The sequence below is a fragment of the Pseudomonas kielensis genome, assembly GCF_030505375.1.
Classification (GTDB): Bacteria; Pseudomonadota; Gammaproteobacteria; order Pseudomonadales; family Pseudomonadaceae; genus Aquipseudomonas; species Aquipseudomonas kielensis.
The window spans coordinates 2,014,907-2,030,632 of record NZ_CP130043.1 but is presented as its reverse complement, the minus strand read 5'-3'; the positions used below and the strand labels follow the sequence as shown (position 1 = coordinate 2,030,632).

Here is a 15,726-nt window from a genome sequence, read left to right as displayed (position 1 = left end):
CTAAACAATTGCCCCGGTAATGTCACATTGATATTTACGCGGCGACCTGTCCTGCAGCGTGTGATCCAGTTCCTGTTTCGAGCTATCTGACATACGGCCATTTCGGTTGCCATTTTCCGCCGCAGCAGCTTCTTTTGCTGTGATTTGAGACATGAAGTCCTGGGAAATTCTTTTATGCTTTCGCACATGTTCAAGGCTCTACCGTTCGCCCTCGCCGCCAGTTTTGTAAACGCCCAAACCCTGCCTCAAGCCATGCAACAGGCACTGGATGTCCATCCGGAAATCCAGGCCGGCGTGAACAACCGCCTGGCTGCGGATTATCAACTCAGAGCTGCAGAAGGTGGATACCTGCCCAAGGTCGATCTGCTCGGTGGTTATGGTCGCGAAGGCACTGACAGCCCGACCACCCGCGCGGGTACTGGCAGGAACGATTGGGAAACCTTGAGCCGTGGCGAGTCGAGCCTGCGCCTGCAACAAATGGTTTTTGACGGTTTTGCGACGTCCAGCGAAGTAGGGCGTCAACAAGCCACCGTCAATTCCCGTGCCTATTCCTTGCTGGGGACCTCCGAGCGCACCGCGCTGACCGTGGCCCAGGTTTACCTCGATGTGTTGACCCGTCGCGAGTTCGTGCAACTGGCCGAAGACAACCTGCGCAATCACGAACGCATCTTCGATCAGATCAAACTGCGCACCGAGCGCGGTGTTGGCCGTACCGCCGACCGTGACCAGGCAGAGGCGCGCCTGGCCCAGGCCCGCAACAACCTGATCACCGAGCAGACCAACCTGGCCGATGCCCAGACCAATTACCTGAGCGCCGTGGGCCAGTTGCCGGACCAACTGGAGCGTCCTGCGCCGTTCCTGGCAATGCTGCCAGCCGACCTTAATGAAGCGCGCCAGCAGATGCTGGACAACAGCCCTATCCTGCGTTCCGCAGAGTCGGACATCGTTGCCGCCGAGAAGCAGTACGACACCGCCAAGTCGGCGTTCTACCCGCGTTTTGATGCCGAGCTGGGTCGTAGCGCCGACAACGACCTGGACGGCCAGAACGGTCACAGCAATGAATGGCAGGCAATGTTGCGCATGCGCTTCAATCTGTATGCCGGCGGCAGCAACAAGGCTGACCTGGAATCCAAGGCCTACCAGTCCAACCAGGCCCTGGATATCCGCAACAATGCCCTGCGGGTGCTGAACGAGGAGCTGGGCCTGGCCTGGAACGCCTTGAACAACGCCAATGCCCAGGTGCCGATTGCCCAGAAGTATGTCGACTACAGCACCAGCGTGCGCAGTGCCTACCAGCAGCAGTTCAGTCTTGGCGAGCGGACCCTGCTCGACTTGCTCGACAGTGAAAACGAATTGTTCAGCGCTTCCCGCCGCCTGGCGGAAATCAAGAACATTCAGTTATTTACTCAGTATCGAATCAAGGCGACCATGGGCGAGTTGCTCAAGAGCCAGGGAGTGGTCGCACCAATGGCCTCCGTCGTGCAGAACGACGTGAAGCCAAAAGTCCAGCTACCTGGCATGAATTGAGCTTTATTTAATGTTCAATTGATAGCCAAGAGTACCGAGCGTGGAATCAGAAGCCAGTCGAGTTCATCTCAGTCATGATCCACGCGCGATGCACGATGATCCGTTGCTCGACGGATTATTGGCGCTATGCGCCTTGCACCAGAAACCCGCCAGCGCGGCAATGCTGACGACCGGGTTGCCATTGCCCAAGCAGCGCCTGAGTGTCGAGTTGCTGCCGCGTGCAGCGGCGCGTGCCGGCCTGCAAGGGCGGGTGCTGCAACGCAAGCTGGACAAGATCCCCGCGATTGCCATGCCGGCGCTGTTGCTGCTCAAGGATGACCGCAGTGCGGTCCTCCTGGGCTGGCAGGGCGACGACCAGGCGCGCTTGCTGCTTAGCGAAAGCGACGGTGGCGAAATCTTGGTCAGCCGCGAAATGCTCGCGGACGATTACACCGGGCAGGCGTTCTTCGCCCAGCCCCAGCATAAATTCGATGTGAACCACGGCACGCTGATCCCGCGTGCACGCTCCTGGTTCCGCGACACCCTCAAGCGTTCGCGCTGGCTGTACGCCGACGCCATCGCCGCCAGTTTCCTGATCAACATCATCGCCATGGCCGCGCCGCTGTTTGTGATGAACGTCTACGACCGTGTCGTGCCCAACCAGGCCGAAGCCACCCTGTGGGTGCTGGTCATCGGTATCACCGGCGCCTACCTGTTCGACCTGATCCTCAAGAGCCTGCGCAGCCTGTGCCTGGACCTGGCCGGCAAGAAAACCGACCTGATCATCTCGGCCACCCTGTTCGAGCGGATCGTCGGCATGTCGATGAAATACCGACCGGCCCGGGTCGGCAGCTTTGCGCAGAACATCCATGAGTTCCAGAGCCTGCGCGACTTCCTCGCCTCGCTGACACTCACCAGCCTGATCGACCTGCCGTTCACCCTGCTGATTTTCCTGGTCATCGCCTTGCTGGGCGGACACCTGGTGTGGATTCCGATGCTGGCCTTCCCGATCGCCCTGTTGATCGGCTATGTCTTGCAGAAGCCGCTGCAGGCGACCATGGAACGCACCATGGCCCTGGGCGCAGAGCGCCAGTCGAGCCTGATCGAAACCCTCGCCGGCCTGGACGCAGTCAAGGTCAACAACGCCGAGAGCGAACGCCAGTATCAGTGGGAGCAGACCATCGGCACCCTCAGCCGCCTGGAACTGCGGGTAAAAATGCTCTCCGGGTTGTCGATCAACATCACCTTGCTGATCCAGCAACTGGCCGGGGTGATCATGATCGCCTTCGGCGTGTACCAGATCATCGCCGGCAACCTGAGCATGGGCGGCCTGATCGCTTGCTACATGCTCAGTGGCCGCGCACTTAGCCCGCTGGCCTCGCTGTCCGGCCTGCTGACCCGCTATCAACAGGCGAAGGTCACCATGGGTTCGGTCGACCACATGATGGAGCTGCCCCAAGAGCGCAATTTCGATGAGCGCCCGCTGAGCCGCCGCGTGGTGCAAGGCGCTATCGAATGCCGTCAGTTGAACTTCACCTACCCGGGGCAGCAGAACCCGGCGTTGAAGAACATCAACCTGGTGATCAAGCCGGGCGAGAAGATCGGCATCATCGGCCGCAGCGGCTCGGGCAAAAGCTCCCTGGCCAAGCTGCTGGTCGGCCTGTACCAGCCAGATGACGGCGCCTTGCTGGTCGATGGCGTGGACATCCGCCAGATCGACGTCAGCGAGCTGCGCCACAACATCGGCTACGTGCCGCAGGACATCCAGCTGTTGGCCGGGACCCTGCGCGACAACCTGGTCTCCGGTGCTCGCTACGTGGAGGACGAGATGGTGCTGCAGGCGGCCGAACTGGCGGGCGTGCATGAATTTGCCCGTCTGCACCCGCAAGGTTACGAGCTGCAAGTGGGCGAGCGTGGGCAAAACCTTTCCGGTGGCCAGCGGCAGAACGTGGCCATGGCCCGTGCGCTGCTGCTCAATCCGCCGATCATGCTGCTCGACGAACCAACCAGCGCCATGGACAACACCGGTGAAGAACGCTTGAAACAACGCCTGCAAGCCGTGATCGAGAACAAGACCGTGTTGCTGGTCACGCACCGCGCCTCACTGCTGTCGCTGGTCGATCGGTTGCTGGTCATCGATCGTGGGCAAATTCTCGCCGACGGTCCAAAAGCCGTGGTCATGGAAGCGTTGAAGAAGGGGCAGATCAGTGTTGCTTAAGTCCGGTATGCGCGACTCGATCCGTCGTTATTTCAAAGGCTCCGACTCACTCGATGGGCAACCCCTGCCCGAGGTCAAGAAGGCGCTGATCGAAGACGCCCCGCGCGTGGTGCGATTGACCATCTGGGGCATCATCGGCTTCTTCGTGTTCATGCTGGTATGGGCCAATTTTGCGGTGATCGACGAGGTCACCCGTGGCGACGGCAAGGCGATTCCCTCGTCCAAGTTGCAGAAGATCCAGAACCTCGAAGGCGGGATCGTGGCCGAGTTGTTCGTTCGCGAAGGGCAGATCGTCGAAGCCGGCGCGCCGCTGATTCGCCTGGACGACACGCGATTTGTGTCCAACGTCGGCGAAACCGAAGCGGATCGGCTGTCGATGCTGCTGCGTGTGGAACGCTTGAGCGCCGAGGTCGATGACCGGCCGCTGGCCTTCCCGGAAGACGTGATGAAAGCCGTGCCGGTGCAAGCTGCCAGCGAAGAGTCCTTGTACATCAGCCGCCGCCAGCAACTGAACGATGAAATCGGCGGCTTGAAGGAGCAACTGATCCAGCGTCAGCAAGAGCTGCGCGAGTTCACCTCCAAACAAGCGCAGTACCGCCAGGCCCTGGGCTTGCAGCGCCAGGAAATCAACATGTCCGAGCCGCTGGTGGCCCAGGGCGCGGTGTCTCCGGTGGAAGTGTTGCGACTCAAGCGGGCGGAAGTCGAAACCCGTGGCCAACTGGATGCCACCACCCTGGCGATCCCCCGTGCCGAGTCGGCGATCAAGGAAGTACAACGCAAGATCGACGAAACCCGCGGTAAATTCCGCAGTGAGGCGCTGACCCAGCTCAACGAAGCGCGCACCGACCTGAACAAGGCCCAGGCAACCGGCAAGGCCCTGGAAGACCGTGTCAGCCGCACCCTGGTGACCTCGCCGGTGCGGGGCATCGTCAAGCAATTGCTGGTCAACACCATCGGTGGCGTGATCCAGCCCGGCAGCGACATGGTGGAAATCGTCCCGCTGGACGACACCCTGCTGGTCGAGGCGAAGATTCGCCCGCAAGACATTGCGTTCCTGCACCCCGGCCAGGAAGCCATCGTCAAGTTCACCGCCTATGACTACACCATCTACGGTGGCCTCAAGGCCAAGCTGGAACAGATCGGTGCCGACACCATCACCGACGAAGACAAGAAAACCACCTACTACATGATCACCCTGCGCACCGACCGCAGCCATCTGGGCACCGATGAAAAGCCCTTGCTGATCATCCCCGGCATGGTGGCCTCGGTGGACATCATCACCGGCAAGAAATCCATCCTCAGCTACCTGCTCAAGCCAATCATCAAGGCCCGGGCCGAGGCGTTGCACGAGCGTTGATGGGAGGTTGTCCTATACGCAGACCGGCGCCTACAGACAATGTTGCCTGTAGGCGCCGGGTTGTGTGCGAAGGGTGTGTGCCACCGTCGTGGCTTGCGCGACTGTCCTCATCGGTACTTTCTTTAACTCCGGCGCACCCGCGATGAAGAGCTGGAGCTACGTGAAGAGCCAGAATCACCCCTTTGCTCGAATGAACAGTGAGTGTCCATGTTTCTTCAGGGCCCAGATCCATGCCGTGAGGCGGCTTGGTTGTGCGGGTTGCTCCGATCGCAGGGGTGAAGCCGTTTGGTGTTGATCGACCCCTTGTACCAGACGCAAGATGTCGGTCATTGCCCCACTGTGCTGTCGAGTGCCTATCCCCGCCAGAATCTTTTCCTATCCATCGGACCTTGGGTTTCTGGGCGAAAACAGGGACGCCGGCGCTTAGTATTCCAGTCAGTTCTGCGCTCCTCTCGGGTCTCATCCCGATCGTAATGTTCAATGCGGCATCACTGACATTCGGTAAATTCAAGGCATTGAATGATTTACCCGTTCTTTGAAGGAAAGGAACGTGATCAATTGGGCGGGTCCAGGGCATTACCACGCCAGCATCGTCCAGCAGTCCAGCGAACAATCTCAACCAAGAATGCCCGGTCGGATCCGACCGATTCACCGGATCCCCCACGCAGTACATATAGGCATTCAACCCACCCCGACCAAACGGGCTCCAACTGTCCGGACTGTGGAAACGCATCAGTCGCGGGTTGTAGGCGCGGTAGCCGTGACCCAGCAAGTACCAGCCGATCTTCGGTTCGCGCAGTTGACCATTGAAACCCAGGCGCGTGACGATCTTCCGTTGCGCTGACTGCTCACCGTAGATGGAATAAGCGAGGGCGTTAGTCTTGCCATCTGCGATTTCAGCGATGATCGACTGGCTGTTGTCGGATGCCAGCAACACAGTGCGTTGCCAAGTCGGCTCTCGCTGAGCAAAAGGGGAGCATGGGGTCATGAGCGGACCTCTGCTGTGGGTGGGGCCGAGGTGAATGCGGGTTCTTACTGTTACGCGCCGGACCTTGCATGAGATCTGTCAGAGCTGCTAGGGGAGGGCGAAATGCTTCACCTCGGGCAGGGGGCATCAAGTGAGTTGGAGCCTTTGAAGTAACGACGGATCGAGTCAGGGGGAGGGCGTACGGTTGAGGCGGGCCCTCCGCAAGGCCTCCCGGTTTGCTAGATGCCGTGGGTGATGCAGCACATCTTCTCGCGGCATTGCATTCAATCGCTGACGGGATTCCTCCAGGTTTCTGACTTCAGACTGAGGCGAGTGACAGCCTGCCACTGCTAATACTTGATGCGGGGTTAGTACTGGATGCTCGGGTCCAGTCAGAACCTATGCTGGAAAGAGAGCTTTCACTATTTTTGAAGTAGTCTCGTCGCGGATGTGCTTCTCCTCCTTGTAAATGATTCTGCTCTCTTCTTGGATTGTAGCCAGACGGGCCAGCGTACTGTTGTACTGATGAGTGCATATTCGATGAGCTGGGGTTTTGCGCCGGTCGGGTCATAGCAGTTGTCGAGCCAACAAAGTGTTTATCGGTACCCCACCGTGCTGAAGTGTTTATTTCTCCTCCTGGATACAAACCTTCCGACCTATGCACGGGTGCGCCCACCGCAACAGCGGTGCCGATAGTGGCAAGTGCCTTGCCTTCACCCGCTCTTTCCGGCCGCAGTCCACCCAGACTCCGTTCCGCCATGCCTTGTGTGAGTGTGGGGGTATGCGGCCCCGTTCGCTCTGGGCCGCCGAAGAAGAAGTTGAAAGTATTGATCGCAGCCTTCCTCCATGAAAAATGCCCTGTGGGATCCACTCGATTCACCGGATCCCCCACGCAGTACATATAGGCATTCAACCCACCCCGACCAAACGGGCTCCAACTGTCCGGACTGTGGAAACGCATCAGTGTTGGGTTATACGGGCGATAGCCGTTACCCAGGATGTACACGTCGATGCGCCTTTCGCGCAATTGGCCGTTGAAGCCCAATGCCGTGGCGACGGGCTCTTGTGCGGACTGCTCGCCGTACGTGGTGTAGGCGATGCGCGTGTGCTTGCCATCTGCGATTTCAGCGATGATCGACTGGTTGCGGTCTGTTGCCAGCAACACAGTGCGTTGTCGAGTGGTATGACGCGGATGATCAGCGCTGGAAGAAGTCATGAGCGGGCCTCTGCAAGGATAAGGTCGAAGTCGGTATTGGTCAGATGTTCTACACGGCTGCTGTGAAGTTTGGAACTAGCAGAACTGCCAGTATGAAATGAGAATGATTGTTCTTTGTCGATGCGATGCGCGACAATCTTCGCCCCCTGTTTCGGCGCCTTTAAAAGGACTTTCCATGCGTCTACTCCTGCTCGGTGCAGCCCTGCTGTGCTCGTTCAACGCGGTGGCGGCATACCCTCCATCCAAAGACACGGCCTATATGCCCAAACCCGCGTATCCGGCGGAACTGGTCGATGTGGTGGGGGATGCGCGCATCAGTCTGAACATTCATAACGATGGCTCCGTCACCGACGTAAAAGTCCTCAGCGCCACCCATGAAGCGTTTGGCGTGGCGGCGCAAGCGGCGGCCGAGCACTGGCGGTTCGAGCCCTGGAAGGTCACGGCGGACGCGCCGGCAGTGGTCGACGCGCAGAACACCATGATCTTCTCGCCCGCGGCTGCCAAGAATCCGTTCCTCGACGCCCAGAGCGTCGTGCACAACATGCTGTTCCAGCCGTGCAGCGCGCTGAACGAGGAGTTGGCGCTGTTCCGCAAGCGCTATCCCAAGCAGCCGTTGAGCAGCGCCCCGACGTTCGCCAAGACCAGTGCCGCGCTGCTGTTGCCGGTGTTCGCCAGCCAGCCCGATTCGCAAAAGGGCATGACGCTCAATCACCAGTTGATCGATGCATTGCCGGATATCGCCCGGCGCTGCCAAGAGCAGCCGGCAAGGATGTACAGCAGTGTGCTGCCCAAAGATCTGCAAAAGGCCTTCGGCATACCCGGGTAGTAAAGGCTGCTAGCATTGCGTCTGACTCAATTCTGATCAGCCATGAGTGCTCAGCATGCAGCTACCGGACATGAACCTGTTGGTCGCCCTCGATGCCCTGCTCGACGAAGGCAGCGTGGTGGGCGCCGCGCGGCGGATGAACCTGAGCCCGGCGGCCATGAGCCGGACCCTGACCCGGGTCCGCGAAGCGCTCGGCGACCCGATCCTGGTGCGTGCCGGACGTGGTCTGGTGCCGACCCCCAAGGCCCTGGAGTTGCGGGCCCAGGTGCGGGACCTGGTCGAGCAGGCAGCGCTGCTGTTCCGCTCGGCCGATGAGGTGGACCTTGGCACCTTGCGCCGGCGGTTCAGCGTGCGCGCCAACGACTTTTTCGTCGGGGTCTATGGCGGTCGCCTGATCGATACCCTGAACCGCCAGGCACCCCACTGCGAGTTGCGGTTTGTGCCGGAGGGCGACGGCGACGATGAGGCACTGCGCGAGGGGCGGATCGACCTGATGATCAGCAATACCCGCCCGCGCACCCCGGAAGTGAAGGTGCAGAACCTGTTCACCACGCACTTTGTCGGGCTGGTGCGTGAAGGTCATCCGCTGCTGGAGGGTGAGATCACTGCCGAGCGCTACGCCAGTTTTTCCCACATCAGCATGTCCCGGCGAGGGATTGCCCGCGGGCCGATCGATACCGCGCTCAACGCCCTGGGGTTGGAGCGACGGGTGGCGTTGATTGCGCCGAGCTTCCACGCGGCAATGTTTGTGCTGCCCGATTCCGACCTGATTCTGCCGGTGCCCAAGGAAGCCTTGCTCAGCATCTCGCGCCTGGGCTTGCGCCTGCGCTCGTTTACCCTGCCGATCGCGCTGCCGACCCTGATGCTGACTCAGGCCTGGCACCCGCGCTACGACAAGGACCCGGCCCATCGCTGGTTGCGCGAGACGGTGAGGGCCAGTTGTGCCGATACCTGGCGGGCGTCCCAGCCCCCGTCGGAAACCTGATTGTTGCGTCTGACGCACTTATAAGCTGTCGATAAGTCAGTTTTCGTCAGCTGTCGGTGTTTCTAAACTGCTCCGGTGTTTCTGTTATCCGGAGCTGTTCCTGCCATGACTTCCCTCGCTGTCCCTGCCCCGCTCGAGGCGGCCAGCACCCCCAAGGTCGCGGCGCCGCCGACGTTCGGGCCACGCATCATCATCGGCCTGGTCGGCGTGTTGCTGGCCGTGCTGGTCTCGGGCCTGAATGAAATGGTGACCAAGGTCGCCCTGGCCGATATCCGGGGCGCCATGGCGATCGGTTACGACGAGGGCACCTGGCTCGTCGCCTGTTACGCCGCGACCTCCGTGGCGGCGATGGCATTCGCCCCCTGGTGCTCGGTGACTTTCTCGCTGCGCCGCTTCACCTTGTGTGCCATTGGCCTGTTCACCCTGTTGGGGTTGCTGACCCCCTTCGCGCCCACTTATGAAAGCCTGCTGGTGCTGCGCACCGTGCAAGGCCTGGCCGGTGGTGCCCTGCCGCCGATGTTGATGACCGTCGCCCTGCGGTTCCTGCCGGCCAACGTCAAACTCTACGGCCTGGCCGGTTACGCCCTGACGGCCACCTTCGGCCCTGGCCTGGGCACGCCGCTGGCGGGCCTGTGGACCGAGTATGTGAGCTGGCACTGGACCTTCTGGCAGATCATCGTGCCGAGCCTGCTGGCAATGGCGGCGGTGGCCTACGGTCTGCCACAGGACCCGCTGCGCCTGGAGCGCTTCAAGCAGTTCAACTGGCGTGGCCTGCTGTTGGGTTTTCCGGCGATCTGCATGCTGGTGATCGGCATCCTGCAGGGCAATCGCCTGGACTGGTTCGAGTCGAGCCTGATCTGTTGGCTGCTGGGCGGCGGCCTGCTGTTGTTGGTGCTGTTCCTGTGCAACGAATGGTCGCAGCCGGTGCCGTTTTTCAAGTTGCAGATGCTCGGTATCCGCAACCTTAGCTTCGCCTTGATGACCCTGGCCGGGGTGCTGGTGGTGTTGCTGGCGGTGATCATCATTCCTTCCAGCTACCTGGCGCAGGTGCAGGGTTATCGGCCGATCCAGACCGCGCCGATCATGCTGCTGATGGCCGCCCCGCAGCTCATCGCGCTGCCCTTGGTCGCTGCCCTGTGCAACCTGCGCTGGGTCGATTGCCGCTGGGTGCTGGGGATCGGCCTGAGCATGCTGGCGCTGTCGTGCATCGGCGGCTCGCACCTGACCTCGGTATGGATTCGCGACGACTTCTACGTGCTGCAACTGCTGCAGATTTTCGGCCAGCCGATGTCGGTGCTGCCGTTGCTGATGCTCGCAACCGGCAGCATCAGTCCGCTGGAAGGGCCGTACGCCTCGGCCTGGTTCAACACGGTCAAGGGCCTCTCGGCGGTGCTCGCCACCGGCTTGCTGGAAACCCTGACCACGGTGCGCCTGCATTTCCACTCGACGATGCTGGTCGACAGCCTCGGCAACTCGCCGCTGGTCAGTGGCGATAGCGCAGACCTTGCGCGACGTCTGCACCAGCAGGCCGTGGTGCTGACTTCCTCGGACTTGTACCTGTGCATGGCCGGGATCGCGCTGGCGCTGATCCTGCTGATTTTCTGGCTGCCGACGCGGATGTATCCGCCGCGCGCGCCGACTTGAATGCTGACTGAAACAGAAGGTTTTTATGACGATCTCTAGCAAGCAAAAACTCACCGGTGCCACCGCTGCCGTGTTGGCGGTGGGCGTACTGGTCTACCTGCTGGCCCCCGAAGTATTCGGCAAGAAGCCGCAGCAGAGCACCAACGACGCGTTTGTCAGTGCCGACTTCACCCTGGTGGCGCCGCGCGTGGCCGGATTCATCAAGGAGGTGCTGGTCGAGGACAACCAGCGGGTCCAGGCCGGGCAATTGCTCGCGTTGATCGATGACCGCGACTTTCGCGCCGCCGCGCAAGCCGCCGATGCCGATACGCTGGTGGCCAGGGCGCAACTGCAAAACGCCCGGGCGACCCTCGAACGCCAGGCGTCGGTGATCGCCCAGGCCCAGGCCACGGTGGTGGCCGCCAAGGCGGAGCAGGCCTTCGCCGAGCATGAACTGAACCGCTACAACCACCTGGCGGGTGTCGGCGCCGGCACGGTGCAGAACGCCCAGCAGGCGCGCACTCGGATCGACCAGGCCGGCGCCCGTTTGGCCAATGCCACGGCGGTGCTGGCGGCGGAACGCAAGCAGGTGGAGATCCTCACGGCCCAGCGCGACGCCGCCGAAGGCGGGCTCAAGCGGGCGCAGGCGGCCCTGGAAGTGGCCAGCTTCCAGCTCTCCTATACGCGCATCGTCGCCCCCGTGGACGGCATGGTCGGCGAGCGTGCGGTGCGGGTTGGTGCCTACGTCACCCCGGGCAGCAAGATCCTCGCCGTGGTGCCGCTGGCGCAGGCCTATGTGCTGGGCAACTTCCAGGAAACCCAACTGACCGATGTGCAACCGGGGCAGGACGTGGTGGTGCGCGTCGACAGCCTGGGCGGCGAAGTCCTGACCGGCCGGGTCCAGAGCATTGCCCCGGCCACCGGGGTGACCTTTGCCGCCGTCAAGCCGGACAACGCCACCGGCAACTTCACCAAGGTGGTGCAGCGCATTCCGGTGAAAATCATCCTCGACCCGGGCCAGCCCCTGGCCCAGCGGTTGCGTGTCGGCATGTCGGTGGAAGCCAGCATTGACACCACCCACTCACAGAGCAGCGTGCGCGAGGTGACGCAGCGATGAGCCGTGGCACTCCCCACAGACACCTGTTGCTCGCCCTGGGCCTGCTGGCATTGAGCGCTTGTACCCTGGGCCCGGACTTTGTCCGGCCGAAGGCCCCCCAGGTCGAGCAGTGGTCGAAAGCGCAAAAGGCGGCGGCCAGCGAGGCCGTCAGCACGCAAATGGATGAGCGCTGGTGGGAGGTGTTTGCGGACCCGCAACTGTCCGCCCTCAGCCGCCGCGCGTTGACCGACAACCTCGACCTGCAACTGGCCAGCAGTCGCCTGCAACAAAGCCTGGCGGTACGGCAGGTGGTCACGGCCGAGCAGTACCCCAGCACCGCTGCCACGGGCAGTTATGCCCGTAAACGCAACAGCGGCGAAGGACTGAGCGATCCGTCCGGGCGCAACGGTAATTCAGCGTTCAGTTTGTGGGAGGCGGGGTTCTCCGCCTCCTGGGAGCTGGACTTCTGGGGCCGCGTGCGGCGGCAGACCGAAGCCGCCGACGCCACCCTGGAAGTGGCGCAAAACGATCGCCGTGGCGTGCTGCTCTCGGTGCTGGCGCAAACCGCCCAGGACTACATCCAGTTGCGTGGCGTGCAGAGCACCCGCGCGGTCACCGAGCAAAACCTTGAGGTGGCCCGGCATAGCTTGAAGTTGTCGCAACTGCGCCTGGCCGACGGCGTGGCCACCGACCTGGACGTCGCCGAAGCGGCCGCCCAGGTGGCCGCCATCGAGGCGCGCCTGCCGGCGTTGCGGCAGCGCCAGGCGCAACTGATCAACGCCTTGAGCCTGTTGCTGGGCGAGCGGCCGCAGGCGCTGCAGGCCGAGTTGGCGCAGGACGGCCCGGTGCCGCAGACGCCGCGTCAGGTGGCGATCGGCTTGCCGTCGCAACTGGCCGAGCGGCGCCCCGACATCCGCCAGGCCGAGGCCCGCCTGCACGCCGCCACGGCCAGCATCGGCGTGGCCAAGGGCGATTTTTACCCACGCATCACCCTGTCCGGCAACTTCGGCTCCCAGGCCATGCAATTGAGTGATTTTGGCTCCTGGGGCTCACGCCAGTTTGGCATCGGGCCGCAGTTCAGCGTGCCGCTGTTCGATGGCGGTCGCCTGCGCGGCATGCTTGAGTTGCGCGAGGCACAACAACAGGAAGCGGCGCTGGCCTACCAGCAAACCGTGCTGCGTGCCTGGCATGAAATCGACGATCAGCTGACCCGCTACAACGCCAGCCAACTGCGCCGCGACAGCCTCGCCGAAGCGGTACGGCAGAACCAGATCGCCCTGCGCACCGCCCAACAGCAGTACGTCGAAGGGGTGGTGGACTTCGTCAACGTCCTGACCGTGCAAGGCGAGTTGCTGGCGACCCAGGAACAACTGGTGGACAGCGCCACCAGCGTGTCACTGGCCATGGTCGGCCTGTACAAGGCGCTGGGGGGTGGTTGGCAGTCGGTGTATCCGCTGGCGCAGGTCGAGGCTGCCGCACAGGGGCGTGGTTGAGTGCACGCGGGTTGCCCTCAGCCTCTTGAAGACAAATCCGCCATGCCCTTGAGCAACTCGATCGGCAGCGGGAAAACAATGGTCGAACTCTTGTCCCCGGCAATCGAACTCAGGGTCTGCATGTAGCGCAACTGCATGGCACCCGGCTGGCGGCCGAGCATTTCGGCGGCCTGCATGAGTTTTTCCGAGGCCTGCAGTTCGCCTTCGGCGTGGATCACCTTGGCCCGGCGCTCCCGCTCGGCTTCGGCCTGCTTGGCGATGGCGCGGATCATCGATTCGTTGAGGTCGACGTGCTTGATCTCGACATTGGCCACCTTGATGCCCCAGGCATCGGTTTGCGCGTCCAGTACCTGCTGGATGTCGACGTTCAAGCGCTCGCGCTCGGCCAGCAACTCGTCCAGCTCATGCTTGCCCAGCACCGCGCGCAAGGTGGTCTGGGCCAGTTGGCTGGTGGCCATGAGGAAGTCTTCGACCTGGATGATGGCTTTCTGTGGGTCGAGCACACGAAAGTACAGGACCGCGTTGACCTTCACCGAGACGTTGTCCCGGGTGATCACATCTTGCGCGGGCACATCGAGCACCACGGTGCGCAGGTCCACGCGGACCATCTGCTGCACCACCGGAATCAGCAGGATCAGCCCCGGCCCCTTGACCTGCCAGAAGCGTCCCAGCTGGAACACTACCCCGCGTTCGTATTCACGCAGGATGCGAAAAGTCGACCCCGCCAATGCAATCAGTAGCACCAGCAGCGCGGCAAAACCCAGTTGCAGGCCCATGGTCATTCTCCCTGCGGCGCGGCGTCAGTCGCGGCCACTTCCAGCATCAGCCCCTTGCGCGCCACCACCTGTACCCGCTGCCCCGGTTGCAGCGGCGTCGTGCTGCGCACCTGCCAGCGCTCGCCCTGCAGATGGACCCAGCCGTGGTAGACGCTGCCGGGCTGCAGGGCAAGCACCTGGGTGATGCTGCCAAACAGTTCGGTATCGCCGCTGATCGTGTGCCGCGGACGGGTTTTCAGGGCGTGGATCAGCAAGGTAAGCAATAGCAGGGCGCTGACCAGTGCCAGGCCGACGAGCAGTGGCGTCGGCACATCGTTGTTGCCCAGCATCACCGCGCCGATGACGAACATCAGGATGCCGCCCAGGCCGATCACACCGTAATTGGGCAGCAGGGCTTCGGCCACCAGAAAGGCGATGCCGAACATCATCAGCCAGACCGCGAACGGGTTGGTCGCCAGCAGCATGACCGTGTCCGCCGCGAACACTGAAGCGCTCACACCCGACAACAGCACAACCGCACACGCGCCACCGATGTTCACTTGACCCTCCGGGAGAGTCGTCCGCTCGTGAGCCACACTCAGGCCCTGTCTACAGTCTAGTTGAGCTTGGGGTTGAACGAAATTTGATCAGTGCAGGTCGACTGTTCCAGTGGGCAGATTTTCCTTCGCCACCTGGTAGCCGACCTAGACTTTGAGGTGACAGCAGAAGGTTTAACCATGGTCCGCCAGCCTGGGCTGCGGACACCGAGGTGCATCATGCGTATGGCAAGAACCGTACAGCGCAGCCTGGAAGAGGCGCGCTGTGAATTTGACGTGGTGGCTCACCCGCATTCGGCCAGCAGCCTGGAAACCGCCCGGGTCTCGGGGATTCCGGCCGAGCGCGTGGCCAAGTCAGTGATCCTCGACGACCACCATGGGCACTATCTGATGGCGGTATTGCCGGCCAGCCGCCACCTGGACCTGAGCAAAGTGCGTGGCAGCGGCGAATGGCAGGTGACCCGCGAAAGTACCCTGGCTCACCTGTTCAACGATTGTGAGCGCGGCGCCGTGCCGGCCCTGGGCGAATCCTACGGCCTGGACATGGTCATCGACCCTTTGTTGACTCGCCAGAAAGAGATCTACGTTGAAGCCGGCAACCACAACAACCTGCTGCACATGAGCATGGAGCAGTACCTGAAAATGGTGCCCCATGCGCAAATCTGCGAACTGAGCCATTAACCCCTTTCACCAGGAGAGTCCCCATGGAAGCACCGACCCACAGCCTGCCCAACCTGTTCAAGCAACTTGGCCTGGCGCATGACGCCGAGAGCATCGACAAATTCATCGCCACCCATTCCCCGCTCAAGCCCGAACTGCACCTGGCCGACGCGTTTTTCTGGAGCAAAAGCCAGGCGCAGTTCCTGCGCGAAGAAATTCGCGAGGACGCCGACTGGGCAGAAGTGGTTGACCAGTTGAATGTGCTGTTGCGCAAAGGCCGCGGGGTATAGCCCTGTAGCAGCTGCCGAGCCCGCGAAGCCGTCGCAGAAGTCGACTAAGGTGTAGCTACAAACAAAGCGAGGTTTGAGGGCTCGCGAGGACGTTGTCCTCGGACGCCGCCTCGCGGGCTCGGCAGCTGCTACAGGCGAACGCAAAGGTGAGGGTGAGGGGGGCGCCGGACGAGTGAA

At 62.1% G+C, this 15,726-nt stretch carries 14 protein-coding genes; 10 read left to right on the top strand and 4 right to left on the bottom strand.

Translation table 11 applies throughout. From position 1 onward, the window contains the following. Positions 1–174: 174 nt before the first annotated feature. Genes Q1W70_RS09440 through Q1W70_RS09430 form a run of 3 tightly spaced genes read left to right on the top strand, consistent with a single transcriptional unit; the run spans position 175 to position 5,081 of the window. Positions 175–1,527: a TolC family outer membrane protein gene (locus Q1W70_RS09440; protein ID WP_166592251.1), complete on the top strand. Its 1,353-nt coding sequence runs from the start codon at positions 175–177 to the stop codon at positions 1,525–1,527. 40 nt (positions 1,528–1,567) lie between these two features. Further along, positions 1,568–3,724, top strand: coding sequence for a type I secretion system permease/ATPase (locus tag Q1W70_RS09435; protein WP_166592250.1), 2,157 nt, complete (start codon positions 1,568–1,570; stop codon positions 3,722–3,724). Continuing rightward, the gene (locus tag Q1W70_RS09430; RefSeq protein WP_166592249.1) at positions 3,714–5,081 is read left to right on the top strand and encodes an HlyD family type I secretion periplasmic adaptor subunit; all 1,368 of its coding nucleotides are present in this window, start codon (positions 3,714–3,716) and stop codon (positions 5,079–5,081) included. Before Q1W70_RS09435 ends, Q1W70_RS09430 begins: the two co-directional genes overlap by 11 nt. Here the strand turns inward: Q1W70_RS09430 and Q1W70_RS09425 are convergent. Next, the gene (locus Q1W70_RS09425; protein WP_302098793.1) at positions 5,047–6,069 is read right to left on the bottom strand and encodes an RHS repeat-associated core domain-containing protein; all 1,023 of its coding nucleotides are present in this window, start codon (positions 6,067–6,069) and stop codon (positions 5,047–5,049) included. The genes Q1W70_RS09430 and Q1W70_RS09425 overlap by 35 nt on opposite strands. 298 nt (positions 6,070–6,367) lie before the next feature. Then, positions 6,368–7,264: an RHS repeat-associated core domain-containing protein gene (locus Q1W70_RS09420; RefSeq protein WP_302098792.1), complete on the bottom strand. Its 897-nt coding sequence runs from the start codon at positions 7,262–7,264 to the stop codon at positions 6,368–6,370. A 175-nt stretch (positions 7,265–7,439) separates the two neighbouring features. Here Q1W70_RS09420 and Q1W70_RS09415 point away from each other — a divergent pair, with 175 nt between their 5' ends. The 5 genes from Q1W70_RS09415 (at position 7,440) to Q1W70_RS09395 (ending at position 13,287) form a co-directional block, all read left to right on the top strand. Next, positions 7,440–8,090, top strand: coding sequence for a TonB family protein (locus Q1W70_RS09415; RefSeq protein ID WP_166592247.1), 651 nt, complete (start codon positions 7,440–7,442; stop codon positions 8,088–8,090). 55 nt (positions 8,091–8,145) lie between these two features. Then, entirely contained in the window at positions 8,146–9,075 is a 930-nt protein-coding gene (locus Q1W70_RS09410) for a LysR family transcriptional regulator (protein ID WP_166592246.1), read from the top strand. 105 nt (positions 9,076–9,180) lie between these two features. After that, positions 9,181–10,719 (top strand): MFS transporter, encoded by a 1,539-nt coding sequence (locus Q1W70_RS09405; protein ID WP_166592245.1) that lies wholly within the window; start codon positions 9,181–9,183, stop codon positions 10,717–10,719. A 25-nt stretch (positions 10,720–10,744) separates the two neighbouring features. Further along, entirely contained in the window at positions 10,745–11,815 is a 1,071-nt protein-coding gene (locus tag Q1W70_RS09400; RefSeq protein ID WP_166592244.1) for an HlyD family secretion protein, read from the top strand. Beyond that, positions 11,812–13,287 carry an efflux transporter outer membrane subunit gene (locus Q1W70_RS09395; RefSeq protein WP_166592243.1) on the top strand — a complete coding sequence of 492 codons (1,476 nt, stop codon included), beginning with the start codon at positions 11,812–11,814 and terminating at the stop codon, positions 13,285–13,287. The genes Q1W70_RS09400 and Q1W70_RS09395 overlap by 4 nt, the downstream gene beginning before the upstream one ends. Before the next feature lie 17 nt (positions 13,288–13,304). Here Q1W70_RS09395 and Q1W70_RS09390 read toward each other — a convergent pair whose 3' ends face one another. Both Q1W70_RS09390 and Q1W70_RS09385 read right to left on the bottom strand, forming a co-directional pair. After that, positions 13,305–14,063, bottom strand: coding sequence for a slipin family protein (locus Q1W70_RS09390; protein WP_159993048.1), 759 nt, complete (start codon positions 14,061–14,063; stop codon positions 13,305–13,307). 2 nt (positions 14,064–14,065) lie between these two features. Then, positions 14,066–14,602 carry an NfeD family protein gene (locus Q1W70_RS09385; RefSeq protein ID WP_232534573.1) on the bottom strand — a complete coding sequence of 179 codons (537 nt, stop codon included), beginning with the start codon at positions 14,600–14,602 and terminating at the stop codon, positions 14,066–14,068. 216 nt (positions 14,603–14,818) lie between these two features. Between Q1W70_RS09385 and Q1W70_RS09380 the strand changes: the two genes are divergently transcribed. Together Q1W70_RS09380 and Q1W70_RS09375 are read left to right on the top strand one after the other, a co-directional pair. Beyond that, on the top strand, positions 14,819–15,280 hold the full coding sequence (locus tag Q1W70_RS09380; protein ID WP_166592242.1) for an aminoacyl-tRNA deacylase: 462 nt from the start codon (positions 14,819–14,821) through the stop codon (positions 15,278–15,280). Positions 15,281–15,303: 23 nt separating this feature from the next. After that, positions 15,304–15,549: a DUF2789 domain-containing protein gene (locus Q1W70_RS09375; RefSeq protein ID WP_166592241.1), complete on the top strand. Its 246-nt coding sequence runs from the start codon at positions 15,304–15,306 to the stop codon at positions 15,547–15,549. The last annotated feature ends 177 nt before the right edge of the window (positions 15,550–15,726 follow it).